This window comes from Mesoterricola sp. MK458, from assembly GCF_055384935.1.
Window position 1 is genome coordinate 785,400 of the sequence record NZ_AP045075.1, and the last position, 23,929, is coordinate 809,328.

The following is a 23,929-nucleotide window of genomic DNA, read 5'->3' on the forward strand; positions in this document are numbered from 1 at the left end:
CGGTTGCCTCCTACCTTTCAAGAAGGGCGGCGACCTTCCGCACCAGCTCCGCGGGTTCCACGGGCTTGGCCTGGAAGTCGTCCACCGGAACCATCTCGTCGTCCCGGCCGAAGGCCAGCCCCGAGGCCGAGGCCACGGAGGTGAGCATGAGGATGGGCCGCTTCCACCCCTGGTGCCGCAGGTCCTGGGCCATGGCGAACCCGTCATCGGGCTGCTCCATCATCACGTCGAGGATGAGGAGGTCGGGTCCGAAGGCGTCCACCGCCTTCATGCCGTCCTGGCGGTTGTAGGCGCATTGGATGGTATGCCCGGCCCGCTCCAGGAAGAGCGTGCTGGCTTCGACGATGTCCGGGTCGTCATCGACGATAAGGATCTTGGCCATGGCTGTCCTCCGGTGGGAATCGGATTGAGTTGTATGGGGATCGGATGGGCACAAGTCTAGGCCGGGTTCAGGCAATAGGGGAGAAATAACTGGATCCCGGATAAAAAATCCGAATACCAGATAAAAATAGTCAAGTATTTTCTTTTTCTTTTCTCCGCGATCCTCAGCGAGCCCTCAGCGCCTCCGCGTTTGATTGGTTCTATAAATATTCTGTTTGCTTGTATTTATACCAGCATTGAGAATATTTTAGAAAAGAATCAAACGCAGAGGCGCTGAGGATCGCTGAGGAAAAAAGACCTATATCAGAACCGCAGGTCCCTTTCTCCCGCCCGGATCCTCTCCAGGTAGTTGCTGGCGGCCTCCCGGGCCTTCGGGTTCGGGATTGTGGCCAGTTCCTCCTTGATCCTGTGCTCTCCGAGCTCCCTTAGTTCCTGGTCGCCATAGTCCTCGATGTATTCCATGAGCGTCAGCAGGGCGTTGGGCTGGCAGACGTTGGCGATCTGGCCGCTCTTGGCCAGCTTCATGAAGCGGTCCCCGGTCCGGCCCTCCCGGTAGCAGGCGGTGCAGTAGCTGGGGACGTAGCCGTCGCGCAGGAGGTCCTTGAGGACCTCGGTGGGGCTGCGGTGGTCGGCGGGCTCGAACTGGGGGCTGGCGTCCTCGAAGCCCAGCTTGGGGATCTGGGCGTAGCCGCCCACCCCGGTGCAGGAACCGGCGCTCACCTGGGAGATGCCCAGGGCGATCACTTCCTCCCGGTAGCCCATGGGCTCGCGGGTGGACAGGATCATGCCGGCGTAGGGCGTGGCCAGGCGGAGCACGGCCACCACCTTCTTGAAGTCCTCGTCCGAGACCAGGTGGGGGAAGTCGCAGGCCGACACGCCCGCGGCGGCCCGGATGCGGGGTACGGAAAGGGTGTGGGGCCCCACGCCCAGGGCGGCCTCGAGGTGCTCGGCGTGCATGAGCATGCCCACGGTCTCGTACTTCCAGTCGTAGAGCCCGTAGAGGACCCCCAGGCCCACGTCGTCGATGCCGGCCCGCATGGCGCGGTCATGGGCGCCGGTGTGCCATTCGTAGTTCCGCTTGGGGCCCTTGTGCACGGCCAGGTAGGTGGGCTTGTGGTACGTCTCCTGGAACAGGATGTAGGTGCCGATGCCCGCGTCCTTGAGGCGGCGGTAGTCCTCCTCGGTGGTGGCCGCGATGTTCACGTTGACTCGGCGGATGGCCCCGTTCTTGAACTTGAGGGAATAGATGGTGGCGATGCACTCCAGCAGGTAGTCCAGGGGGCAGTTCGCGGGATCCTCGCCCACCTCCAGGGCCAGCCGCTTGTGGCCCATGCCCTCCAGGACCCGGATCTCCTCGGCCAGCTCCGCCTGGTCCAGCTTGCGCCGGGGCATGGGATTGTCGTGGTTGTAGCCGCAGTAGCTGCACTTGTTCACGCAGTAGTCGGAGAGGTACAGGGGCGCGAACATCACGATGCGCCGGCCGTAGATGTGCTCCTTGATGTGCCGGGCCAGGGTGAAGACCTCGTCCAGCACGGCGGGGTCCTCGACGTTCAGGAGGACGGCGGCCTCCCGGTGGGTGAGGCCCCCGAAGGTGGCGGCGCGGTCCAGGATGGCGCGCACGGTGCCGGCGTCGCGCGCCTCCAGGGCGGCGGCGGCCAGCGTGGACTCGATCTCGGCGTGGTCGATGAATTCGTTGGGATCGGATGAGCGGGGATCGTAGGACATCAGCACTCCTTGCTTGGGGCGGGGACCTCCCTGGCCAGGGCGGTCTTGACGGCGACGCCGGGAATCCGGCCCAGGCGCCCGGTGAGGGCGCTGAGGTCGTCCGAGGTGCCGTCGACGATGAGGGAGACGATGGAAACCCCGCGCTCCCGGTAGGGGATCCCCATGCGGCCCACGATGAGGGTGGCCGAATCATGGAGGATGGCATTGACCTCCGGCGCCGAGGCGAGGTCCTCGACGACGATTCCCACGACCCCGAGGCGCTTGGTGCTGCCCATGGACGGCCCTTTCTGGCGGGCCCGGCCGGATGCGCCTGTGCGGAATGGACGTGCGGGGTCCCGCTTGTCCTTCCGCTCGGGGGATGCCTTGCGGTCGGGGTGGGGTGGAGGGTGCGACCGGCACCGGGACGGATCCCGGTACCCGACCCTTCAGAGATAGGCGCGCGCCGCGAAAAGGTCAATGAATCGGGACCAATTTGATGACCTATTGGTCTTCTTTGTGACCGGCATCACACAGAAGACCTCCGCATCTTTTGAGATCAGCTTAAACTATATCGTAACACTCTGTCACGTTGTAGCACTTTTTCACGGATGGCTCCATGAAGCTCATTTCCGGGAAGATCGTCGAGCGCCTGGCACGTTACCGCACCTTCCTGACAGAGCAGGCGCCGGGGCACCGCACCCACCTCTTCTCCCATGAGATCGCCGCGGCCATGCGAACCGCCGACTCGCAGGTGCGCCGGGACCTCATGGCCATCGGCACCCAGGGCGTCCCGCGCCACGGCTACGAGGTGGAGGCCCTCCTGGAGAAGCTGGACCAGGCCCTCAGCCTGGACCGCACCCACGCCGTGGCCGTGGTGGGCGCCGGGCACCTGGGCCGGGCCCTCATCGCCTTCCTGGAGGCCAGCCGTTCCACCCTGTGCATCAAGGCCGCCTTCGACACGGACCCCGCCACCTTCGGGCGCGTCTATTCGGGGGTGAAGTGCCATTCCATGGCGTCCCTGGAGGCCGTGACGGCCCGGGAGGGCATCACCCTGGCCATCCTTTGCGTGCCGGCCTCCGCCGCCCAGGGGGCCGCGGACCAGCTGGTGGGCGCCGGGATCCGGGGAATCCTCAATTTCGCGCCGGTGGCCCTGCGGGTCCCGGTGAATGTCGCGCTGGAAGAACTCGTCATCACCACCTACCTGGAAAAGCTCGCCTACTTCACCACTCATCCCTCAAAGGAGCGCCGGAATGGCCGACATGAAGAGCGTTGAGACCATCCTCGAGGGTCACCCGGACGCCGGGCGTGACCATCTCATCCCGATCCTGCAGGAGGTCCAGGCGGCCGAAGGCTACCTGTCCAAGGCCGCCATCACCCGCGTGGGGCTCGCGCTGGACCTGCCGGCCAGCAAGATCTTCGGCGTCGCCACCTTCTACAACATGTTCCGGTTCCAGCCCCGGGGGAAGTTCCACGTGATGGTCTGCCGGGGCACCGCGTGCCACGTCAAGGGCAGCAGGCGCGTCCTGGACATGGTGGAGAAGGTCCTCAAGATCGCCCCCGGCGAGACCAGCCGGGACGGCCTGTTCAGCCTGGAGGTGGTGGCGTGCATGGGCGCCTGCGGCCTCGCGCCCGTGGTGAACGTCAACGGCCAGTTCCACGCCAAGGTGACCCCCATGAAGCTGCAGCGCATCCTGGAAGAATGCCGCTCGGAGGAGTTCAGCCATGTCTAGCGGATCCAAGGTCTCCTGCTGGGACGTCCCGGCCCGTCCCGCCCCGGAACTCCTCGCCGCCCTCAAGGACGGCTCCTTCAAGGGCGACGGCCTGGAGGCCCTCATCGCCGGTCTGCGGCGGGAGCAGGTCGAAAGGCCCGTTATCTTCGTGGGCGCGGGCACCTGCGGCCTGGGCGCCGGGGCGGACAAGACCCTCGCCAGGGTCCGCGACTGGTGCGCGGCCAAGGGGCTGGACGCCGACATCAAGGAGGTGGGCTGCATCGGCCTGTGCTCGGAGGAGCCCCTGGTGGACATCCAGGTGCCCGGCAAGGCGCGGGTGAGCTTCGCCTCCATCACCGCCGACAAGGTGGACGCCCTGCTGGAAGGCTTTTTTGCGGGCCGCATGCCCATGGACTGGGTCCTGGGCGACTTCCCGGGCGAGGGGCTGGAGTCCTGGCCCAAGGTACGGCCCCTGGCCGAGCACCCCTTCCTGGCCCTCCAGAAGCGCTGGGTGCTGGCCAACTCGGGCCTCCTGGACTTCCGCTCCATCGACGAGTACATCGCCCGGGGCGGGTATTCGGCCCTGCACCGGACGCTCACGACCCGCACCCGCCAGGAGGTGGTGGACGACATCCTGGCCTCGGGACTGCGGGGCAGGGGCGGGGCGGGTTTCCCCACGGGCCGCAAATGGCAGATGGCCCTGGCCTCGCCCGGCGACCAGAAGTACATGATCTGCAACGCCGACGAGGGCGATCCGGGGGCCTTCATGGACCGGGCGGTGTGCGAGAGCGACCCCCACCGGCTCCTGGAGGGCATGGTGACGGGCTGCTACGCCATCGGGGCCTCCAAGGCCTACATCTACATCCGGGCCGAATACCCCCTGGCCATCGAGAACCTGAAGATCGCCATGGCCCAGGCCCGGGCCTACGGCCTCCTGGGCGAGAACATCCTGGGCAGCGGGTTCAGCCTGGACATCATCATCAAGATGGGCGCCGGCGCCTTTGTGTGCGGCGAGGAGACCGCCCTCATCCATTCCATCGAGGGCAAGCGCGGCATGCCGCGGCCCAGGCCTCCCTATCCCATCCAGTCCGGGGTCTTCGGCAAGCCCACGGTCATCAACAACGTGGAGACCTTCGCCAACGTGCCGGGCATCATGCAGAACGGCCCCCAGGCCTTCGCCGCCCTGGGCACGGCGGGCAGCAAGGGCACCAAGGTCTTCGCCCTGTCGGGCATGGTGCGCCGCACGGGCCTGGTGGAAGTGCCCATGGGCACGAAGATCCGCGACGTGGTCTTCGCCGTGGGCGGGGGCATCCCCAACGGCAGGAAGGCCAAGGCCGTGCAGATCGGCGGGCCCTCCGGGGGCTGCATCCCCGAGCCCCACATGGACGTGGCCTGCGACTACGAGGAACTGAAGGCCTTCGGCGCCATCATGGGTTCGGGCGGCCTGGTGGTGATGGACGAAAGCACCTGCATGGTCGACCTGGCCAAGTTCTTCATGGAGTTCATCCAGTCCGAGAGCTGCGGCAAGTGCATCCCCTGCCGGGAAGGCACCAAGCAGATGCTGGACATCCTCCAGGCCATCACCCAGAACCGCCGCGGCGAGGAGGGCCTGGACGCCCTCCTGCGGGTGCGCGGCGTCATGGTGCTCAAGGAACTGGGCGAGGCCATCCAGAAGAGCAGCCTCTGCGGCCTGGGCCAGACGGCGCCCAACCCGGTGCTCTCGACCCTCAAGTGGTTCCGGGACGAATACGAGGCCCACATCTACGAGCGCCGCTGCCCCGCCGGGGCCTGCCGGGAGCTGGTGGGTGCCCCCTGCCAGGCCGGGTGCCCCGTGGGAACCGAGGTGTGGAAGTACGTGGCCCACGTGGCTCTTGGCGAATACGACGACGCCTACCAGGCCATCCGCGGCGCCAACCCCTTCCCCTCGGTGTGCGCCCGGGTGTGCAACCACCCCTGCGAGGCCGGCTGCCGCTGCGGCACCACGGGCGGCGACCCCATCGCCATCCGCGACCTCAAGCGCTTCGTGGTGGACCGGGTGGATCCCAAGGTCTTCAAGGCCGCGGCCCGTCCCGCCAGGCCCGGCGCGCCCCGGGTGGCGGTGGTGGGCGCGGGCCCCGCGGGGCTCACGGCCGCCCACGCCCTGGGCATGAAGGGCTACCGCGTGACCGTCTTCGAGCGCGAGCACCGCGCCGGCGGCATGCTGGTGGCGGGCATCCCCTCGTACCGCCTGCCCCGCAACGTCCTGAACGCCGAGATCGACAGCCTCATCAACGAGAACGTCACCCTCGAGCTGAACATGGCCCTGGGCAAGGACTTCACGGTGCAGAGCCTGAAGGAGGACGGCTTCCAGGCCATCTACCTCGCCCTGGGCGCCCACCAGAGCAAGCGCCTGGGCCTGCCCGGCGACGACGCCGAGGGCATCCTCCCGGGCATCCGTTTCCTCAAGGCCTTCAACCTCCACGGCGAATCCCTGGCCCGGGGGCGGGTGGGCATCATCGGGGGCGGCAACAGCGCCCTGGATGCGGCCCGGGTCGCCATCCGCCAGAAGGACGTCACGGAGGTGACCGTCTTCTACCGCCGCACCCGCAACGAGATGCCCGCCTACCGCGAGGAGATCGAAGCCGCGCTGGACGAGGGCATCCGCCTGGAGACCCTGGTCACGCCGCTGGCCGTGAAGGCCCAGGGCGGCGTCCTCACGGGCATCGAGTTCCAGCGCAACGAACTGGGCGACCGGGACGAGACCGGCCGCGCCCGGCCCGTGCCCATCCCCGGAAGCGCGTTCACCGCGGACCTGGACACCCTGGTGGTGGCCATTTCCGAGGAGCCCGAAGCCGGGGTGCTGGAGGGCTTCAAGGTGAAGTCCTGGGGCGGGCTGGTGATCAACCCCGAGTCCTACATCACCTCCCAGAAACGGGTCTTCGGGGGCGGCGACGTGGTGACCGGGCCCGGCACCGTCATCGAGGCCGTGGCCGCGGGCAAGAACGCCGCGGTGATGATCGACCGGCACCTCACGGGCCGCCAGCTCAGGGCCCTGCCCAGGGTGGCCCTGCCGACGGTGTACGTGCCGCCCTTCTCCACCGACGAGGAAGAAGGGGAGGGACCCGGACGGGCCCATCCGGAGCACCTGCCCGCGGCCGAGCGCCGCGGGAACTTCCGGGAGGTGGACCTGTGCCTTTCCGAGGAGCGCGCCCTATGCGAAGCCCGTCGCTGCCTGCGCTGCGACATCGAATTCACGCAACCGGTCTAGGGGGAGTCACCGATGCTGGCCCTTGAAGCGAACGGACAGAAACTTGAAGCCAGGAAGGGGGACACCATCCTGCAGGCGCTCCAGCGCGGCGGAATCCACGTCCCCACCATCTGCCACATGGAGGGCCTGCTGCCCTCGGGCACCTGCCGCATGTGCGTGGTGGAGGTGGAGGGCGCGCCGGGGCTCGTCCCGGCATGCTCCTTCCCCGCCGCCGACGGGATGAGGATCCACACCAGCACCCCCACGGTCCTCAAGACCCGCAAGGCCATCGTGGAGCTCCTCCTCTCCAACCACCCTGACGACTGCCTCTACTGCGCCCGCAACGGCAAGTGCGACCTGAGCGACCTGGCCCGGGAGCACGGCGTGCGCAACCGCGTGTTCCGCGGCCTGCGCAAGCGCAAGGAGAAGGACATCTCCAGCCCCTCCATCGTCCGGGACCCCGAGAAGTGCATCCTCTGCGGCAAGTGCGTGCGGGTGTGCGAGGAGGTCCAGGGCGTCTCGGCCATCGACTTCATCAACCGCGGATCCAAGGCCTTCGTGGGCACCGCCTTCGACGAGGGCATGAACGTCAGCTGCTGCATCAACTGCGGGCAGTGCATCCTGGTCTGCCCCACGGCGGCGCTCACCGAGCGCAGCTACGTGGACGAGGTCATGCGGGTGCTCGCCGACCCCGGCAAGACGGTCGTGGTGCAGCACGCCCCGGCCGTCTCGGTGTCCATCGCCGAGGAGTTCGGGTTCAAGCCCGGCACCGACATCGACGGCCAGATGGTGGCCGCCCTGCGCCGGGTGGGCTTCAAGCGGGTGTTCGACACCTCCTTCACCGCCGACCTCACCATCATGGAGGAGGGCAGCGAGCTCATCCAGCGCATCACCCAGGGCGGCCCGTTGCCCATGTTCACCAGCTGCTCCCCGGGCTGGATCAAGTTCGTGGAGCAGTTCTACCCCGAGCTGCTGCCCAACGTCTCCACGTGCAAGAGCCCGCAGCAGATGATGGGCGCGGTGATCAAGTCGTTCTTCGCGAAGCGCGAGAACCTGGATCCCAAGGACATCGTCAGCGTCTCGATCATGCCGTGCACCGCCAAGAAATTCGAGTGCGCACGGCCCGAGATGGGCCGGGACTACGTGCCCGACGTGGATTACGTGCTCACCACCCGGGAACTGGCCGAGCTCTTCCGCATCAAGGGCGTCGACCCCGGCACCCTGGCGCCCGAGGGCGCCGACACCCCCTTCGGGGAGCGCTCCAGCGCCGGCAAGCTTTTCGGGGCCTCGGGCGGCGTCATGGAGGCCGCGGTGCGCAGCGCCTTCTTCCTCCTCACGGGCGACGAGATGAAGGACTACCGGATCCAGGACCTGCGGGGCATGAAGGGCAGCAAGGAGCTGCGGGTGAATGTGGGCGACCTGGAAGTGGGCGCGGCCGTGGTTTCCAGCCTGGGCCAGGCGCGCAAGCTCATGGACGAGATCAAGGCCGGGCGCAGCGACCTGCACTTCGTGGAGGTCATGACCTGCCCCGGCGGGTGCATCAACGGCGGGGGCCAGCCCCTCAAGGCCGACCTGGATTCCGTGAAGGCCCGCATGGCCGCGCTCTACACCATCGACAAGACCGACACCCTGCGGGTGAGCCACCGCAACAGCCAGGTGCAGCGCCTCTACAAGGAATTCCTGGGCAAGCCCCTGGGACACCTCAGCCACCAGCTGCTCCACACCACGTACCAGAAACGCGAAGTCCTGCGATAGGGAGCGATGTCCATGACCGACAAGAAGAACGTCCTTGTAGTAGACGACGACATCGACCTGCTGGAACAGGTGTCCTTCGTCCTGGCCTCGGAGGGCTACCACGTCATCAAGGCCCAGGGGCAGAAGGAGGGGGAGGATGCGCTCCTCACCACCATCCCCGACCTGGCGGTGCTGGACCTGATGATGGAGAACATGGATTCCGGGTTCGTGCTGTGCCACCATGTGAAACGCCTTTATCCCGAGACACCCGTGATCCTGCTTACCGCCGTCAAGGCCGCCACCGGCCTCGACTTCCACCCCCAGTCCGAGGAGGCCGCCTCCTGGGTCAAGGCGGACGTGGTGATGGACAAGCCGGTCCGGCCCGAGCAGCTCAAGGCCGAGGCCCGGAGACTGCTCAAGCTCTGACGCGGAGGAACCAGCCATGGCGGAACCCGAGATCGACCCTGGAAGCCCAGGCGAGCCGGTCGAAGGTTCCGCCGTGCGCGGTTTCGTCAGGACCCTCAAGAACCGCTGCCGGATCTGCTACACCTGTGTGCGGACCTGCCCCGCCAAGGCCATCCGCATCACCAAGAGCCAGGCCGAGGTGGTGGCCGAGCGCTGCATCGGGTGCGGCAACTGCATCCGGGTCTGCACCCAGAAGGCCAAGCGCATCGTCTCGACGGTGAACGAGGTGGAGGAGCTCCTCCAGTCGGGCCAGCCCGTCGCCGCCATCCTGGCCCCTTCCTTCCCGGTGGAATTCCAGGCGGAAATGGACTTCCGGGTGCTGGTGGGGATGGTCCGCAAGCTGGGGTTCTCCCTGGTGGCCGAGGTGGCCTTCGGGGCGGACCTGGTGGCCGAGCAGTACCGCCAGCTGATGATCCTGAACCCCCGGGCCCAGTACATCGCCACCACCTGCCCGGCGGTGGTGGGGTTCGTGGAACGCTACCACCCCGAGCTCATCCCCAACCTCTCGCCCATCGTGAGCCCCATGGTGGCCATGTCCCGGGTGCTGCGCATCCTGCACCCGGGGATCAAGGTGGTCTTCGTGGGGCCGTGCGTGGCCAAGAAGGCCGAAGCCTGCGACCCCGACATCGAGGGCGCCCCGGACGTGGCCATCACCTTCCGCGAACTTCGCAAGTTGGCTCAACGCAATGATTTGAAAATCGAGGACTGCGTCCCGGGCGACTTCGACCCGCCCCATCCCAACCTGGGCAGCCTGTTCCCCCTGACCCGGGGCTTCCTCCAGGCCGCCAGCATCCCCGAGGACCTGGTGGCCAACGAGGTGGTGGCCACCGACGGCATCGAAGGCTTCACCTCCGTGCTGGAGGAGTTCGCCACCGGGACCATGGACGCCCGGCTCGTGGAGCTGCTGAGCTGCAACGGCTGCATCGCGGGCCCCGGCCTGAGCACCCAGGAGACGCTTTTCCGGCGCCGGGCCCGGGTGAGCCACTACAACCGGTTCCGGGCCACCATGCTCGACACGGAACTCTGGCAGCGCAACGTCGACCGGTTCCAGAGCCTGGACCTGACGCGCAGGTTCTCCGCCAATGACCAGCGCCTGGAGCCCATGAGCCCCACGGATCTCCACGCCATCATGCAGCGCATGGGCAAGTTCTCGGAAGCCCACGAGCTCAACTGCGGGGCCTGCGGCTACCACACCTGCCGCGAGCACGCGCTGGCCATCGGCCGGGGCTTCGCCGAATCCGAGATGTGCCTGCCCTTCGTCATCGACGACAACCTCAATACCATCCGCAAGCTGAGCCACGCCAACGAGAAGCTGGCCTCCACCCAGGAGACGCTGATGCACTCCGAGCGCCTGGCCAGCATGGGCCAGCTGGCCGCGGGCGTGGCCCACGAGATCAACAACCCGCTGGGGGTGGTCCTCATGTACACCCATCTCCTGCTGGACGAGTGCGAGAACTCCTCGCCCCTGCGCGACGACCTGCAGATGATCGCGGAGCAGGCCAACCGCTGCAAGCGCATCGTCGCCGGGCTCCTGGACTTCGCGCGCCAGAACAAGGTGGCCCACAACCTCAACGACATCCGCGAGGTCATCCAGACCTCCCTGGCCAACCTCCCCGTGCCGCCGGGGGTGACGGTGGAGACCGTCCACGCCGCCGGCAGCCCCATGGTGGAACTGGACCGGGACCAGATGATCCAGGTGTTCGTGAACCTGGTGGGCAACGCCTTCGACGCCATGCCCGAGGGGGGCCGGCTCCAGATCGCGACCCGCGCCGACGACCAGTGGCTGGTCATCGAGGTCAAGGACACCGGCATCGGCATTCCCAAGGAGAACCTCAACAAGATGTTCGAGCCCTTCTTCACCACCAAGCTCATGGGCAAGGGCACCGGGCTGGGGCTGCCGGTGGTCTACGGCATCGTCAAACTCCACCGGGGCGACATCTCCGTGGAATCCAACCCCGACCCCGGCGCGGGCCCCCTGGGCACCACCTTCCGCGTCAAGCTTCCCCGCGCCGCCAGGCCGCAGGGGCACTGAGGAGCCTATGCACCAGACCCTGCACCTGCTGGTGGTGGACGACGAGCTAGGCATGCGGCTCTCCATCGAGCGCGCCCTGAAGGCCTACGCCACGAGCTTCGAGGACATCGAAGTGGACGTGGACTTCCGCATCACCACGGCCGATTCCGGCGAGGCCGCCCTGGAGGCCGCCGCCAAGGATCCCCCCCAGATCATCCTCCTGGACTACAAGCTGCCCGGCATGTCCGGCCTGGACGTGCTCCAGGCCCTCATGGAGGCCCGCACCGAGGCCCTGATCGTGATGATCACGGCCTACGCCAGCCTGGAGACCGCGGTCCAGGCCACCAAGATCGGGGCCTTCGACTTCCTGGCCAAGCCCTTCACCCCCATCGAGGTCAAGGCCGCCGTCCACAAGACCGCCAAGCACTACATGATCCAGGCCCAGGCCCGCAAGCTCGCCGGGGAGCGCCGGCAGATCCGTTTCGAGTTCCTCTCCGTGCTGGCCCACGAGCTCAAGTCCCCCCTGGCGGCGGTGGAGGGCAACCTCCGGATCCTGCGGGACCACGGCGCCGGGGACGCCATCGGCGCCTACGACCACCTCCTGGACCGGTCCATCCTGCGCCTGGACGGCATGCGCAAGCTCATCCTGGACCTCCTGGACCTCACCCGCATCGAATCCGGCCAGAAGCAGCGGTCCCTGGTGGAGGCCGACGTGTGCGCGGCGGCCACCCAGAGCCTGGAGACCTTCCAGTCCCTGGCCGCCGAACGGAACGTCAATCTCCTTTTCTGCCCACCCGGCAAGGTGTGGCTGAAGGCCGACCCCGGGGAGCTGGAGATGATGTTCAACAACCTCATCTCCAATGCCATCAAGTACAACCATGAAGGCGGATCGGTCACCGTCGAGGTCGAGGACGGGTCCGAGGAGGTGCGGGTGGCGGTCCACGACACCGGCATCGGCATCGGAAAGGAGGACCTGGCCAAGCTCTTCGGGGAGTTCAGCCGGATCCGCAACGAGAAGACCCGGAACATCCTGGGCTCGGGGCTGGGATTGTCCATCCTGAGGAGGCTGGCGAGCCTCTACGGGGGCAAGGTCGAGGTCCAGAGCGAACCGGACCACGGCAGCACGTTCACGGTGACCCTCCGGAAATAGCCCATAGAATGCGCGGATTGCCGGGCGGTCTTCCGCTCTGGCATCGTTCTTGATTCTCCCCCTCCGACCCAGCAGGTTTTGCCCTCTGAGGATTGGAGGCTTCCATGTATGCATTCGACCAGGCTCATCCGGGCACGCCCTTGTCCAGGAATGCCCGTGCAGGTCCGCGGCCCCCGGGGGGCCCGGAGCGGATGTGCCTGCGGTTCGTGGGCCCGCCGCCGGAGGAGTCGCCGCCCATGGGCCGGAGCGCCGATCCGCGTAGACAGCCCGATCCCTTCCACCCGATCTCACGGAGCACCCCATGAGCTCAATCCTGAACAACCTCTCCGCCATCGGAGCCAGCCGGCAGCTCACCATCTCCGGAAACCAGCTCGCCCAGGTCATCGAGAGGCTCACCACCGGTAAGCGCATCAACAAGGCCTCGGACGACGCCGCGGGTCTGGCCATCGCCAACAAGCTGGGCGCCGACATCAAGATCGCCGGGCAGGCCCAGCGCAACACCAACGACGGCGTCTCCTACATGCAGGTGGCCGACGGCACCCTGGATTCGGTGACGCAGCTGCTCACCCGGGCCGCCCAGCTGGCCCAGCAGGCCCAGACCGGCACCATCAGCGACTCCAACCGCGCCAACCTGGACGCGGAGTTCCAGAACATCGTGCGGACGATGATCAACATCGGCCACAACACGAACTTCAATGGGCAGGCCATCTTCACCAGCGTGCCCCAGTCCCTCACCGTGGCCGCCGGCGACTACGGCGTGCTCACCCTCAACATGCAGGTGCTCTCGCCCGACGACACCACCGCCCTGGGCATCACCACGACGAACAGCCTCACCACCATCGCCAACGCCACCACCGTGGCGGGGCTCATCAGCACGGCCCTGGCTTCCGTGAGCACCATGCGCGCCTCCATCGGCGCCTCGGAGCAGCAGCTCAACGCGACCTCCGACGTCCTGGGCATCCAGGTGCAGAACTTCACCGCCGCCATGAGCCAGATCCAGGACGCCAACATCGCCGACGAGGTGGTGAACCTCACCAAGTTCCAGATCCTCCAGCAGTCGGGGACCAGCGCCCTGAGCAAGTCCAACCAGAACGCCCAGCAGGTGCTCGCGCTGCTGCAGTAGAACCAGCATTCGGGTTCCAGATAGGCGTCCTGATCGTTTTCGTTGAAAGTGCCTGGCCCTGCGCGACTTCGTCGCTCCGGGTCAGGCACTTTCAACGAAAACGGAAACCCGGAGAGGTCCAGGAGGGCGATAGCGTGTTTGCTTGGGGTTTTAGGGACGAACGTGTTTTGCCATACCTACTTATTGGTTCTTCACGGGTAAGGGTTCAGGTAGTACTCGAAAGTATCTGCATGGTAGGCGCCGCCCACGGGCGCCCTCGTTGCCAGGGGCGTGCTGCAGCGCAGCGGCAGGGACGCATGCGTCCCTGCGACCCTTGCGAGGGTTAGCCGGACGGCGCGATCGATCATCGGGCAAGGCCGCTATTGCCCAACGCCCTCGACAACCGCGAACCTCAACGGAGCCGACCGCCGCGGATGGCCAACGGTGATGAACGGCGCATTGGAAGGACCCGTTGGGCTTTCAGCATTGCCGCCGTCAGAGGCCGCCGCCTTCCCTCTGCACGACCGCATGGGACGCGCTTGAGTACGGGGCGAGCTGGCCGGCGCCTTTGATGGAGTGGGTCGGCGCGACGAGGAGATCGGAAATGCCGTGGCCAACGCTGGCAGCTGCCTCATTCGCAATGAGGAGGTCGTCAGTTCGATACTGATCAGCTCCAGATAGCATAAGGCCCCGGAGACCCGGGGCCTTACACTACATGCACACTTACCCTACTTGCTCAGATGAGCCTCGATTATCTTCTTGAGGTCGGACAGGTCTGAAGGAGACAAAACGCCTTCGCTTCCGTCTCCCCGCTTAAGAGATCCTTGATTTTCGATCACTGCAATCACATGCATACCCTGCTGCGTTTCCTCAACCAGCTTCACCCTGACCGTTTTGTCTTCGAAGGCTTCACCCGGCGCTTTAGCAGGCCTCGCCGAATTAAGAATTTCCATAATCTTATCTATGTCTCTCCTTGTATCAATCCGGCATCTTTTCCCTCTAGATTCAAGGTCATTGGTGGTGACGCCAACAAGGGTCTCCATGCCGATTGGAAGATAGAAAACCTGTATCACATTCACCCCCGAACGTGCGGCTTTTGAATCACAGCCAACCCCTCCGAGAAGGAAGCCAGACAAGGCCATCAAAGCGATTAATTTGCGCCCAAGCCTCATGCCTAAATCACGGAGAATATCTGATTCGATCATTTGTATCTCCCAACTCTCTCATAATGGTGTTTTCATAGCGTAGGACATTGTTCATGCGGTTTGGTCCGTCGTCCCCTACGCCCATCGCGGCATGCCCAAGCTCATGCGCAATCAGTCGCTGAAGAGTAAATCCTCCACCCGGCCGCGAGAACAGTTGGCCGTACCTTCCAACTTGGCTCATATCCAATGCCATTCCCTGGGAACCCTTGTAGGTATAACTACCGTTAGGATTCCTTGCCATGACAACATCAAATGGTTTCACCTTACCGAAGATATTGGTTCTTGCTTCCAGCGCCTTAAGCTCTTGGGCTCCCTGGGCGCTCTTCGTGAAGACATCGCCCATAGCGCTCAACGCCGCAGCTCTTTCTTCGGCGGTGCCGCCATAAGCGAAAACATTCAATTTGCCAAACTTCTGTCCTGAAACAGCACCGGCTTTAATGGCTGCATCTTTGACCTGTTGTTGCAAGTCATCCAGATGGCCTGGCGGGCCAGTCAGGCCCTGTCCTGTTTGCGACAACGCAGCACCCCACCGCACTTCCCAGCCCGGCAGGGCACTTTCCCTTGTTCCGCAACGCTTTTCAAAGACCGATGACCCAGGGTAGCACTTGAGACCCCCTGACACGCCTTTCCCGCTGCGCCGGAGGCGGCTGCCTGGATGAGCGGCTAAAGAAGGAACAACGCAAAGGGGAGGCACCCCCGTAGGGTAACCTCCCCCTGGGCAGCCTCTCCCCTCAATCCTCGCCTTCCTCCTCCGCTTCCCGCTCCAGCGCCTCCAGGAGGGCTTCAGCGGTGGGCTCGGGGTCCAGGGCATGTCTACCCGCCTCCGCGAGCCTCCCGGGGTGCGTGGCGGCGTGGACGCTCTTGAGCAGGCGGATGCTGACCTGGGTATAGATTTCCGTGGTGCTGAGTTCTGCATGTCCGAGCATGGCTTGGATGAACCGGATGTCCTCCGGGGTCACTTCGATGTAGCGCAGGCTCCCATGGGTCTTCACGTCCCGCTGGAACTGATGCAGGAGGGCAATGGCGCGGATCAGCGTCAGATACTTCACGTGGTCGCGCCGGCTCCGGGTCTGGTCATCACGGAAGCTGAGCTGGGCGGCGTAGGGATTGACCACCGCCAGGGGCTGTAGGAGCCTCTGGGCGTTGCGGTGGAGCTTCAGCAGGCTATCCCGGCTCTCACGCGCCAGCAGCCCTTCCAGCGTCTCCCGGCTGCGTTGCAGGGCATGAATGGCGCGGGTCTGTTCCCTGGACTCGTTCACCGTCAGCACCAGGCAGCGGTTCAGCAGCTCCTCGTCCAGGTCGATGGCGGTGGTGGTGAGAAACAGGGAAACCGGACCCTCCACCGTGTAGTCATGCGTCACCAGCATCCCCGACTGGGGGTCCTTGCCCGTGGACGCCATGGTGACCCTGCCTTCCGACTGGAGCAGCTTGAGGGCGTAGCTGGCTTGCTTCGCGCCCTCCTCCTCCGCGATGGCGAGAATCTTGTGCTGGAGGCTGCGGTCGCCCATGTAGAAAATGCTCTGCCCAGACATGGCGGAATACCGGATCACGTCTTCCTCCGGAATCAGGTCCAGCACGGCATCCATCAAACTGGACTTACCGGCAGCACTGGCGGACTGGATCAGCAATGCCAATGGGCGATCCAGGAGCCTGGACACCGCCGCCAGGTAGCCGGTGAGCTTGTTAGACTCCTCCCCCACCACGCCCAGCGCCTGGAAATCCTGGAGAATCCGCCGCATCAGCTCCGGGGACTTCAGCAGCTCCAGGGCTTGGGCGTGTTCTTCTTCAGTGATGGGCGGCAGCTTGGTTTTCGCCGCAAGGGCTTCCGACAATGCGTCCGCCTGCAACGCCTCCACCTTGCGCAGCACCTTGCCCAGGTCCCGTTTCAGGGTTTCTTCCGACTCCCCCAGCTCCAAACCCGCCTGACGGATGAAGCCCGCCCTGGCTTTGGACTGGTAGAGGTCCAGCGTATCCACGTGGAAGGCTTCACCCCGGGACACCATCAGATTGACCTTGAGGGTTTCCGGATTCAGCGGCTTCTCCCAGCCCCGGACGCGGTAGCAGCGCCCCTCCAGGCTCAAATTCAGGTCCTTGCCGTCCAGCTCGCAGGAAAGGTCATCCCCGGGCGCTGGCGGCACCGGAGAGGCGGGAATGGGCTCCTGGAGGGGTTCAGGTGCGGCAGCATGGACCGGCGGCTTAGGGCGGGCAGCTAAAGAAGGAACAGGTTCCGGGCGGTCCTGGATGGGTTCGGGCGTCCTGGTGCTTTCTTCTTTAGCCGCCTTCTTTTCCTCCGGAACCGCACCCAGGCTGCGTTCGGGAGCCTTGCCATTGCCCATCCAGACCGCCCCACGGATCGCCAGCCCCAGGGACTTCATGGCGGGAGCCACCTTCAGGGCGTAGTCGTTCGCGTCCATCCCCTTCGGGAACTGGACCCGGAAACAGGCAATGCCATGTTCCATGAGCTTCCGGGCAAGCTTGTCCGCGGCACGGTCCCCGGCGTCATCCCGGTCGTAGGCGATCAGAACCCGCTCAACGCCGCAGCGCTTGAGGGCTTCCAGGTGGTCCGGGGTGAACCCCTCCACCCCATACGCCGCCGTGACGTTGCGGTAGAGGCGGTGCGGCTGATGTGGGAATACGTGGAACCCTTCACCCCTTACCTGGGCATCGTGGACGAAAAAGCCAAAGCCATGCAGTGGAACCAGTAGCTGGAGAACGAGGTGGTGGACCTCATCGCCTGGACAAAGCCCGGCGGCAGGGTGTGGGACAAGGAACTGGAGCAGGTGTTCCGGGAGTGGAACCCGGAACTGGGTTTCGAGTTCACGGGGAATCGCTTCACCCGCGCCGTCAAAGCCGTCACCGGGTTGGGCAAAACGTCCTGCGGAGGGCGCTATTACTGGGAGGGCTTCCACCTGCCCACGCCTGAGGAACTGGCGGCAGGTGATGGCGAGGCGGCTTGACCGGGCAGTGTACTTCTCGGGTTGCTTTTCTATAAGAGAACCAGAAATCAGATTCCACCCGTCCAGCCTGGAACTCAGACCATCATCCATGAGCCTCCGAGCGGAGCCTGTGCGCAGCCGAGGAGGCGGTTTCCTGGAAGTAGCCGAAACCTTATCAGCATCGTCCCAATGGCATTTCCACACCCCTTCGTTGCCAGTCAGCACAAGGGCAATATTCCATATTGGTTATATATGATGTTGGCGAGGACGATAGGAGCAGCGGCAGCATCACCGGCGTATCCAGGTCAGCAGCAGCACGGCAGCAGCATCACCATCACGAGGGCAGCCATCAGAAAAGCCAATCTTGGTGCGGCTTCCAGAGGATTCAGGGAAGGTCATCAACAACCAGGTAGGGCATCCTCCTGGTGAAATTCACTACCACGCAGCAGCAGTGAACAGCGCCACCAGTGCCTTTCCTAAGGGAAAGAACAGGGCACGCGCAGCCATGAAAAAGCCCCGGAGGACCGGGGCTTGACTCGTTCTCATTTCTGAAATAAAGGCTGGTTATCGCTGTTCCATCAATCCAAATGCTTCTTGGCAATTTCGACTCTGGAAATAAATTCAGAAAATACCTTGAAATCATTCTGTGATAACCCTTCACTATAGAAGTGGATCATTTCCCATGGAGATGCATCATCACTTTTGTAGCTTAGGTCGTGAAAATCAACTAGTGTTTCAATAGCCTGGCTCTTCTCAGCTTCTGCGTAAAACATTATGGAACGGTCAGCCAATTCCTTTTTGTCAGGCTTTACAGACCATTTAAGACTTGGAAACTTGGGATGACCGCCAACATATATTGTTAGGACCGGACCATTACCTGTTTCTCGGGCAAGCTTGAACAGATAAAAATCCATCATCTTCGGCGAAACATCGGTCAGGCTAAACCCAGCCGGAATGTGGAACTTGAAGTGAGCCTTCTCCTTGGTTGATTCTGCCTTTGCCTGAACCATCGCAGGTCCCCCAGAAATCAGTCCGGATAATAAAATCGGTAAAAGCATTTAATCTCCTCGTATTTCCGCTATGGTCGATTCAAGTGGTCGAGCCCTCGGCGAAACGGAACCCATGATGTCACGCTCGTGTCCAGAATTCGGGACACTTCTGCCTGTGTATTGATCGGAAGCCCCCAGGGCGTGACCGACCTCATGGTCATGCACTGCCTGAGGGGCACCTTCATGATCGCAACCTGGGGGTTCGCTCGGCTCAGATCAGGGCTTGGCGAGGCTGGGTCCAATCCCCTGAAACCCGCATGGGGTGGGGGTTTGCCGGACTCGTGCCCTTTGAGCCCATAAGGAGGGGGGCGGTGCGTCTTGGCACGGAGCCCGAGGGCAAAGCCACGGTGGTAACCAACACCATGGACAACGTTCGCCCTCTTCCGCACCCCACCCCATATCACCTTCGCCCCTCAGCGAGAGCCTGGGTTCCTGCGCCGAAACGGCTCGTGAGCCCCCATGCCCAGCCCCGCGACAACCGGACCGCTTCAGCGCTGAGATTCACTCTCAGTCATAAGGTCCGCATCCTGCGCGCGAGGGACGACTGCTGGCGGGCACCGCTTCGACCGCGAGCCATCCGGTTCAGGGCGCACAGGAGAGTAAAGCCGCCCTCCATCCGCACCGGCACCGTCAACCGGAAACCCTGGGTGCCTTCATCTGCGTCCGCCAACGTCCGGCATGGTCAGGCGATCTTCTATCTGCTGAAGGTGTTTGATCACAGGGCTGCCTACCTCCGCGACCGCCCCACCTTGATCCTGGCGAAGGTCGTCTGCAACCTCCGGAACTACTATCTCCAGGACCAGGAAAGCACCGTGGACCTGATCCAGACCTACTTCAATCCCAAGTCCTGGGATGAGCCCTGGTCAGCGGAGGCGGTGCGGCTCATGTGGGAAGGTGTGGCACCCTTCACGCCCGCACTGGGGTTGCTTGACGAGAAAGCCATTGCGATGCAGAAGGCGCAGTTCCTGGAGAACGAAGTGGTGGACCTCATCGCCTGGACCGAACCTGGTGGGCGCGTCCTAGACAAGGACCTGGAGCAGGTGTTCCGCGAGTGGAACCCGGAGCTGGAGATTGAATTCAAGGGGAATCTATTCAGCCGTGCCGTCAAAGCCGTCACCGGGTTGAGCAAGTTCTACTCCAACAGCAAAGGCTACTGGGTGGGCTTCCACCTGCCCACGGCGGAGGAGCTGTGAGCTTTCGGCGGACGTGCGCAATGCCACTTGGTTCCCAATTGGGTATGCCTTTGGTTGAGTCGTAGGGACTCACCTGGAACCAAAGCACCCAACCTTCTGAGGACTATTGGGCTTCCAGCACCTTCAGCGTGGCTTGGTAGCTCCAGGGCATCCATTCCTCGGGGTTTTCCTCGGCGAGCACGTGGTTCCTCTGGACGGCCACGAGGTAGTCGAACGGGTTCACGTCGTTTATCTCCGCCGTGTGGATCAGGCTCATGTAGATATCGCCGACCCTGGCACCCTCTTCGGTCTTGTAGAACAGGCTGTTCTTGCGGTGGAGGATGGCGCGCTTCAGGGCTCGTTCGCAGACATTGTTGTCCAGGGGCGCGCCGGGTTCGCGGAGGAACAGGGTCAGGGCCGTCCAGTGCTTGAGCATGTAGGTGATGGCCTTGCCCAGACCGGAGTTGGGCTCGACCTTCCTGGCCTCCATCTGGCTCTCCAGCCAGCCTTTCAGGGCCCCCATGACCGGGCCACTGTGGTCCTTGTGGAACTGGAGTCGCTCCTGGGGAGTCAGGGCCTTGGCTTGGCTGTCGTGATGGTAGACGTCCCGCAGGGCCTCCAGCAGGTGCCTGCACTCCTCGGGGAAGTCGTCCACCACCTCCACGAACCTGCGGCGGGCGTGGGCCAGGCAGTGGGCGACCAGAGTCTCGAAAGGTCCCTTGGTGTTGGCCGCCAACGCATCGCACATCTGGATTGGGGGCGGCAGGTCCTGGCTCCGGGAACGGAGAATCTCGGCCAGGTTCTCCCCGGCATGGTGGTGCCCGGTACGGAACAGGACGACCCCCCGGGCCCGGCCGGGCCCCGAATGCTGGAGCCGGGCCACGATCCCGGAGGTGTAGACCCCCTTCCGCTCCTTCCGGTCGAATCGGAGATCCGGACGGTCGATGAGCTTCATGGTGGTGTCGTCGTTGAACACCACATCCGCCTGGGCCGCGAGGCGTGCCAGTTCGTCCAGCACCGGGTCGAGGAGGCCGGCTTGCTTCTGGACCAGCTCCCATTGGGTGGAGGCCGGGAGGGGGATGCCCAGGTTGGCCTGCAGCCGGGCCAGGCGGTGGAAGGGGGCGCCGGTGCCGTACTTCAGCAGGGCCACCATGGCCGCGGCGGAAGCATCGAACTTCTCCCGCCCTGTCCCCTCGGGGGCCTTGGCCGTGAACACTTCGCCGCAGGCATTGCAGCGCAGGCGCTCTCGTTCGATCACTTTGGCCTGGAGGGGGGACAGGCCCACGATTCGGACCATGACGGCGGGTTGGGCCATCGGGTAGACCCGGCCATTGGGGCATTCCGGGCACTCATCCCCTGGCTTCAGGCTCTCATGGGGGACCTTGACGCGCTGGGCCCCCGGATAACTGCCCGCCCCGGCCCTGCCATGCCCCTTCCGGGGCTCCTTTGGCTTCGGCTTGGGCCTCGGGGTGGTGGGCGGGAATAGGTTCACCATGGCCTCTGTGGCGTCCCCGAACAGCATCTTGGCAAGCCTATGGATGGAGGTGCGCTTGGATTTGAGCTCCTGGGCCATGAAACCGAGGGTGGCCAGACTGCCCTGGATGATCAGGAAATCCTGCTCGTCGGTGACCACCACTCGCATGCGCTCGATGAAGGCCGTGACCTGCTCCGGGGTCAGCTTCAGGATCTCCGGATTCACCAGAGCCGACGGCGACTGGCCTTTTCCGGTCTTTGAGGTGTGTGGTTTCGAGCGCCCCATGGTACGAGCCTGCCAGCCTCGAAAGGAAAGTACAAGTCCTCATTTCAGGGCCGAGCCCGAGGGCCCCACGGTGCGCCAGGCAGGGGGGATGCCGGTGGCCGACGGATTACCGCAGCAAAGCAGAACCTGCAGCTCGTGGGCGAGCAGTTCTGTTGCTACTTCCCGTCCCTGGGGCCAATGCCGGAACCGGCCCTGGGACAGGCGCTTGTGACAGAGCCAGAAACCCTGCCCGTCATAGACCAGGAGTTTGATGGCCTGGTTCCCGCGGCTGCGAAACACGAACACCGTTCCCGAAAAGGGGTCGCTGCTGAGTTTCTCCCGGCAGAGGCTGACCAGGCCGTCGATCCCCCGGCGGAAGTCCACCGGCTCTACCGCAACCAGAACCCTCATTTGCGGGGTGATCTGGATCAACCCCGGCTCCCCAGGAAGGCGGCGACGATCCCGGCGGCCTCCAGGCCTCGTCCGGCTTCCAGAGTGATCCGCATGCGGGAACCATTGGGAGACGTGATCTCGATGGAGGTCCCGGGGAGAGGGGTCGGCACAGGTTCCGCCGCCAGGGTAGCCGGCAGTTCAACGAAGGTGGGTTTGACCAGGCCGGGCTTTACCGGAGCCTTGGACACCCGGGTTCGGAGAGCCTTGTAGTCGAGCCCGACGGCGCGGGCGATTTGGCAAACACCGTAGATCCGGGCCAAGGCCACTGCGCTCTCCCAAATATCCGCCGGGGTCTCGCCGCGGCTGGGGCGCGTCTTACGCCAGATCTCGATCTTTCTGCGAAGCAGGGCCAAATCCTCCGGCGATGGCGCTTTCCTGGGGTGGGCCATGGGTGATCTCCAGCGACCCATGAGCCTACCGGCCATCAAGCTACGAGTTCACGCACGCCTGCCGAAAGGACACGAGGAGCTTGCCATACGGGAAGGGAAGGTCGCTTGAGGGGGCAGTGAACTTCTCGGGTTGCCTTTATATAAGAACCTTCAGATGCCAGATCTTCCATCCCAGATAGACACCGAGCGGAGCGCCAGCGTGAGCCGAGGTGGCGGTGCGAATTCATATGGTTCCTTGCAGGTAGCACATACCGGCAACGGTAGGCAGGCAAAGGCTTTGAGCGTGTTTCAAGTGGGGCTTGCCCTGGGCAGCACGATAGCAATCAACAACAAAACCCCCGGCATATCCAGGGGCATAGAAGCATTGAAAGTATCGGACTGGTGTTGATGGGCACGCTTGAAAGGCAAGCCAGCAGCGGGTTTCGAGGAATTCGAGAATGCCGTAGAGATCTCTTGAACAGGATCGAGGGATACGGCACAGACGCATCGGGTCTAATCCCAACCATCAAAGTAAGCCATTCTGAACGGAATGCAGGTAGCGAGGCAATGGGCTTAAGCATGGCGGGCAGATTACCTGGACTGAGCCTCAATGGACTTCTTGAGGGTGTTCATGCCCTTTGGGGAGATCACGCCATCCTCGCCAGCCGCATGCCTCACCAGCCCGTCATTCTCCACCAGCGCAAGCAGGTTGAGGTTGTCCTATCCCTTCGGCGTGAACACAATGGGGCGAAGTTTGCGCAAGTCTTCCTCTTTGATGAATTGCGCGTCCAGGTAGTCCACCATCCAGCCGTGAGCCTCGGACCACTCACGCAGTCCTTTGTAGTCCGGCAGATGGGTAAAGTGGGTGGGGTGAGGATCTGGGCTCGGAAACAGCTTCTCGATGGTCTCGTAGAGAACAAGCACAAATTTGCACCCAGGCAGCCCCATGCCCTTCTGGACCTGCTCTGCGAGAACTTCCCGCGTGTCGATGTCGCCTCGGACCACGGCATATTTGAACTGCTCTTGGGATTCCATGGACCCTCCGGAAATGGGTTGTGGGTAACCAGAAGTCAACTCACTTCTTCAGCCAAGCCTGAATTGCTTTCTGGATTGCCGGGAGGTCCTTCGGGACTATCTCAGCAATGTGAAATCGTTCCACCGCGCCATCCTTGGTTGTCGAGAGGATCTGCCTCACCGGAGCTTCTGCCCCATTCGCTGGATAGAAGTTCTCGCCACTCAATTCCTCAATACAGGCTAGGGCAACTTCCCGAACCTGTAGCTTGGCATCCAAAGTCCCATCGGACTTAAGGACATGATCCACCTTCAGCAGTTTTACCCAAGCCGCAATTTCCCGCTTGGGAGCCTGGGCGTCACTGGCACGGCAGGTTTGGTAAAGCTTGACCGCGAGTTCTTGCTGACTCCAGGTTCTCCCTGGACGTTGGAGTTCCACCAACAAAGGGTCGGCGGCTTGGGCAATGGCTGGAATGAGAACGATCAAGGCTGCCAGCGTTCGCATAATGGGCACT

General features: G+C 64.0%; 23 protein-coding genes and 1 tRNA gene. 12 read left to right on the forward strand and 12 right to left on the reverse strand.

Annotation, left to right across the window (positions count from 1 at the left end; translation table 11 throughout):
* Positions 1–10: 10 nt before the first annotated feature.
* From ACZ5LB_RS03395 to ACZ5LB_RS03405, 3 genes are all read right to left on the reverse strand, one after another.
* Positions 11–382 (reverse strand): response regulator transcription factor, encoded by a 372-nt coding sequence (locus ACZ5LB_RS03395; protein ID WP_464604750.1) that lies wholly within the window; start codon positions 380–382, stop codon positions 11–13.
* Positions 383–684: 302 nt separating this feature from the next.
* Complete coding sequence (gene hydG / locus ACZ5LB_RS03400; protein WP_464604751.1) at positions 685–2,106, reverse strand: [FeFe] hydrogenase H-cluster radical SAM maturase HydG; 1,422 nt, start codon at positions 2,104–2,106, stop codon at positions 685–687.
* Positions 2,106–2,381, reverse strand: a complete 276-nt coding sequence (locus ACZ5LB_RS03405; RefSeq protein WP_464604752.1) for a TM1266 family iron-only hydrogenase system putative regulator — start codon at positions 2,379–2,381, stop codon at positions 2,106–2,108. Before ACZ5LB_RS03405 ends, hydG begins: the two co-directional genes overlap by 1 nt.
* A gap of 320 nt (positions 2,382–2,701) precedes the next feature.
* Between ACZ5LB_RS03405 and ACZ5LB_RS03410 the strand changes: the two genes are divergently transcribed.
* The 9 genes from ACZ5LB_RS03410 to ACZ5LB_RS03450 all read left to right on the forward strand — a co-directional run bounded on the left by ACZ5LB_RS03410 (position 2,702) and on the right by ACZ5LB_RS03450 (position 14,158).
* A complete protein-coding gene (locus ACZ5LB_RS03410; protein WP_464604753.1) occupies positions 2,702–3,358 on the forward strand; it encodes a redox-sensing transcriptional repressor Rex in 657 nt (218 codons plus the stop codon).
* A complete protein-coding gene (gene nuoE / locus ACZ5LB_RS03415) occupies positions 3,336–3,815 on the forward strand; it encodes an NADH-quinone oxidoreductase subunit NuoE (RefSeq protein ID WP_464604754.1) in 480 nt (159 codons plus the stop codon). The genes ACZ5LB_RS03410 and nuoE overlap by 23 nt, the downstream gene beginning before the upstream one ends.
* Positions 3,808–7,041, forward strand: a complete 3,234-nt coding sequence (locus ACZ5LB_RS03420; RefSeq protein ID WP_464604755.1) for an NADH-ubiquinone oxidoreductase-F iron-sulfur binding region domain-containing protein — start codon at positions 3,808–3,810, stop codon at positions 7,039–7,041. The genes nuoE and ACZ5LB_RS03420 overlap by 8 nt, the downstream gene beginning before the upstream one ends.
* A gap of 12 nt (positions 7,042–7,053) precedes the next feature.
* Positions 7,054–8,775: an NADH-dependent [FeFe] hydrogenase, group A6 gene (locus ACZ5LB_RS03425; protein ID WP_464604756.1), complete on the forward strand. Its 1,722-nt coding sequence runs from the start codon at positions 7,054–7,056 to the stop codon at positions 8,773–8,775.
* Between the two features lie 12 nt (positions 8,776–8,787).
* Positions 8,788–9,180: a response regulator transcription factor gene (locus ACZ5LB_RS03430; protein ID WP_464604757.1), complete on the forward strand. Its 393-nt coding sequence runs from the start codon at positions 8,788–8,790 to the stop codon at positions 9,178–9,180.
* A 16-nt stretch (positions 9,181–9,196) separates the two neighbouring features.
* Positions 9,197–11,251, forward strand: coding sequence for a [Fe-Fe] hydrogenase large subunit C-terminal domain-containing protein (locus ACZ5LB_RS03435; protein WP_464604758.1), 2,055 nt, complete (start codon positions 9,197–9,199; stop codon positions 11,249–11,251).
* A gap of 7 nt (positions 11,252–11,258) precedes the next feature.
* Positions 11,259–12,380 carry a sensor histidine kinase gene (locus tag ACZ5LB_RS03440; RefSeq protein WP_464604759.1) on the forward strand — a complete coding sequence of 374 codons (1,122 nt, stop codon included), beginning with the start codon at positions 11,259–11,261 and terminating at the stop codon, positions 12,378–12,380.
* A 301-nt stretch (positions 12,381–12,681) separates the two neighbouring features.
* Entirely contained in the window at positions 12,682–13,503 is an 822-nt protein-coding gene (locus tag ACZ5LB_RS03445; protein WP_464604760.1) for a flagellin, read from the forward strand.
* 579 nt (positions 13,504–14,082) lie between these two features.
* A tRNA-Ala gene (locus tag ACZ5LB_RS03450) sits at positions 14,083–14,158 on the forward strand.
* A 52-nt stretch (positions 14,159–14,210) separates the two neighbouring features.
* Here the strand turns inward: ACZ5LB_RS03450 and ACZ5LB_RS03455 are convergent.
* From ACZ5LB_RS03455 to ACZ5LB_RS03465, 3 genes are all read right to left on the reverse strand, one after another.
* Complete coding sequence (locus tag ACZ5LB_RS03455) at positions 14,211–14,687, reverse strand: hypothetical protein (RefSeq protein WP_464604761.1); 477 nt, start codon at positions 14,685–14,687, stop codon at positions 14,211–14,213.
* Positions 14,662–15,153: a hypothetical protein gene (locus tag ACZ5LB_RS03460; RefSeq protein ID WP_464604762.1), complete on the reverse strand. Its 492-nt coding sequence runs from the start codon at positions 15,151–15,153 to the stop codon at positions 14,662–14,664. The genes ACZ5LB_RS03455 and ACZ5LB_RS03460 overlap by 26 nt, the downstream gene beginning before the upstream one ends.
* Before the next feature lie 265 nt (positions 15,154–15,418).
* A complete protein-coding gene (locus tag ACZ5LB_RS03465; protein WP_464606267.1) occupies positions 15,419–17,245 on the reverse strand; it encodes a toprim domain-containing protein in 1,827 nt (608 codons plus the stop codon).
* Between ACZ5LB_RS03465 and ACZ5LB_RS03470 the strand changes: the two genes are divergently transcribed.
* The gene (locus tag ACZ5LB_RS03470) at positions 17,138–17,392 is read left to right on the forward strand and encodes a hypothetical protein (protein WP_464606367.1); all 255 of its coding nucleotides are present in this window, start codon (positions 17,138–17,140) and stop codon (positions 17,390–17,392) included. The genes ACZ5LB_RS03465 and ACZ5LB_RS03470 overlap by 108 nt on opposite strands.
* 15 nt (positions 17,393–17,407) lie before the next feature.
* Positions 17,408–17,644 carry a hypothetical protein gene (locus ACZ5LB_RS03475; RefSeq protein WP_464604763.1) on the forward strand — a complete coding sequence of 79 codons (237 nt, stop codon included), beginning with the start codon at positions 17,408–17,410 and terminating at the stop codon, positions 17,642–17,644.
* A gap of 557 nt (positions 17,645–18,201) precedes the next feature.
* Here the strand turns inward: ACZ5LB_RS03475 and ACZ5LB_RS03480 are convergent.
* Positions 18,202–18,681, reverse strand: coding sequence for a hypothetical protein (locus tag ACZ5LB_RS03480; protein WP_464604764.1), 480 nt, complete (start codon positions 18,679–18,681; stop codon positions 18,202–18,204).
* A 440-nt stretch (positions 18,682–19,121) separates the two neighbouring features.
* Here ACZ5LB_RS03480 and ACZ5LB_RS03485 point away from each other — a divergent pair, with 440 nt between their 5' ends.
* On the forward strand, positions 19,122–19,865 hold the full coding sequence (locus ACZ5LB_RS03485; RefSeq protein WP_464604765.1) for a hypothetical protein: 744 nt from the start codon (positions 19,122–19,124) through the stop codon (positions 19,863–19,865).
* A 103-nt stretch (positions 19,866–19,968) separates the two neighbouring features.
* Here ACZ5LB_RS03485 and tnpC read toward each other — a convergent pair whose 3' ends face one another.
* From tnpC to ACZ5LB_RS03510, 5 genes are all read right to left on the reverse strand, one after another.
* On the reverse strand, positions 19,969–21,543 hold the full coding sequence (gene tnpC, locus ACZ5LB_RS03490; RefSeq protein WP_464603515.1) for an IS66 family transposase: 1,575 nt from the start codon (positions 21,541–21,543) through the stop codon (positions 19,969–19,971).
* 99 nt (positions 21,544–21,642) lie between these two features.
* Positions 21,643–22,014 (reverse strand): IS66 family insertion sequence element accessory protein TnpB, encoded by a 372-nt coding sequence (tnpB, locus tag ACZ5LB_RS03495; protein ID WP_464603516.1) that lies wholly within the window; start codon positions 22,012–22,014, stop codon positions 21,643–21,645.
* Complete coding sequence (locus ACZ5LB_RS03500) at positions 22,011–22,424, reverse strand: hypothetical protein (protein WP_464603517.1); 414 nt, start codon at positions 22,422–22,424, stop codon at positions 22,011–22,013. Before ACZ5LB_RS03500 ends, tnpB begins: the two co-directional genes overlap by 4 nt.
* Positions 22,425–23,123: 699 nt before the next feature.
* Positions 23,124–23,438, reverse strand: coding sequence for a hypothetical protein (locus tag ACZ5LB_RS03505; protein ID WP_464604766.1), 315 nt, complete (start codon positions 23,436–23,438; stop codon positions 23,124–23,126).
* Positions 23,439–23,478: 40 nt separating this feature from the next.
* The gene (locus ACZ5LB_RS03510) at positions 23,479–23,919 is read right to left on the reverse strand and encodes a hypothetical protein (RefSeq protein ID WP_464604767.1); all 441 of its coding nucleotides are present in this window, start codon (positions 23,917–23,919) and stop codon (positions 23,479–23,481) included.
* Positions 23,920–23,929: the final 10 nt, after the last annotated feature.

Excerpts from the sequence above, each read along its gene's own strand:
- ACZ5LB_RS03395 (WP_464604750.1), bottom strand. The coding sequence starts at position 382 with ATGGCCAAGATCCTTATCGTCGATGACGACCCGGACATCGTCGAAGCC.
- hydG (WP_464604751.1), bottom strand. The coding sequence starts at position 2,106 with ATGTCCTACGATCCCCGCTCATCCGATCCCAACGAATTCATCGACCAC.
- ACZ5LB_RS03405 (WP_464604752.1), bottom strand. The coding sequence starts at position 2,381 with ATGGGCAGCACCAAGCGCCTCGGGGTCGTGGGAATCGTCGTCGAGGAC.
- ACZ5LB_RS03410 (WP_464604753.1), top strand. The coding sequence starts at position 2,702 with ATGAAGCTCATTTCCGGGAAGATCGTCGAGCGCCTGGCACGTTACCGC.
- nuoE (WP_464604754.1), top strand. The coding sequence starts at position 3,336 with ATGGCCGACATGAAGAGCGTTGAGACCATCCTCGAGGGTCACCCGGAC.
- ACZ5LB_RS03420 (WP_464604755.1), top strand. The coding sequence starts at position 3,808 with ATGTCTAGCGGATCCAAGGTCTCCTGCTGGGACGTCCCGGCCCGTCCC.
- ACZ5LB_RS03425 (WP_464604756.1), top strand. The coding sequence starts at position 7,054 with ATGCTGGCCCTTGAAGCGAACGGACAGAAACTTGAAGCCAGGAAGGGG.
- ACZ5LB_RS03430 (WP_464604757.1), top strand. The coding sequence starts at position 8,788 with ATGACCGACAAGAAGAACGTCCTTGTAGTAGACGACGACATCGACCTG.
- ACZ5LB_RS03435 (WP_464604758.1), top strand. The coding sequence starts at position 9,197 with ATGGCGGAACCCGAGATCGACCCTGGAAGCCCAGGCGAGCCGGTCGAA.
- ACZ5LB_RS03440 (WP_464604759.1), top strand. The coding sequence starts at position 11,259 with ATGCACCAGACCCTGCACCTGCTGGTGGTGGACGACGAGCTAGGCATG.
- ACZ5LB_RS03445 (WP_464604760.1), top strand. The coding sequence starts at position 12,682 with ATGAGCTCAATCCTGAACAACCTCTCCGCCATCGGAGCCAGCCGGCAG.
- ACZ5LB_RS03455 (WP_464604761.1), bottom strand. The coding sequence starts at position 14,687 with ATGATCGAATCAGATATTCTCCGTGATTTAGGCATGAGGCTTGGGCGC.
- ACZ5LB_RS03470 (WP_464606367.1), top strand. The coding sequence starts at position 17,138 with ATGTTCCATGAGCTTCCGGGCAAGCTTGTCCGCGGCACGGTCCCCGGC.
- ACZ5LB_RS03480 (WP_464604764.1), bottom strand. The coding sequence starts at position 18,681 with ATGCTTTTACCGATTTTATTATCCGGACTGATTTCTGGGGGACCTGCG.
- ACZ5LB_RS03500 (WP_464603517.1), bottom strand. The coding sequence starts at position 22,424 with ATGGCCCACCCCAGGAAAGCGCCATCGCCGGAGGATTTGGCCCTGCTT.
- ACZ5LB_RS03505 (WP_464604766.1), bottom strand. The coding sequence starts at position 23,438 with ATGGAATCCCAAGAGCAGTTCAAATATGCCGTGGTCCGAGGCGACATC.
- ACZ5LB_RS03510 (WP_464604767.1), bottom strand. The coding sequence starts at position 23,919 with ATGCGAACGCTGGCAGCCTTGATCGTTCTCATTCCAGCCATTGCCCAA.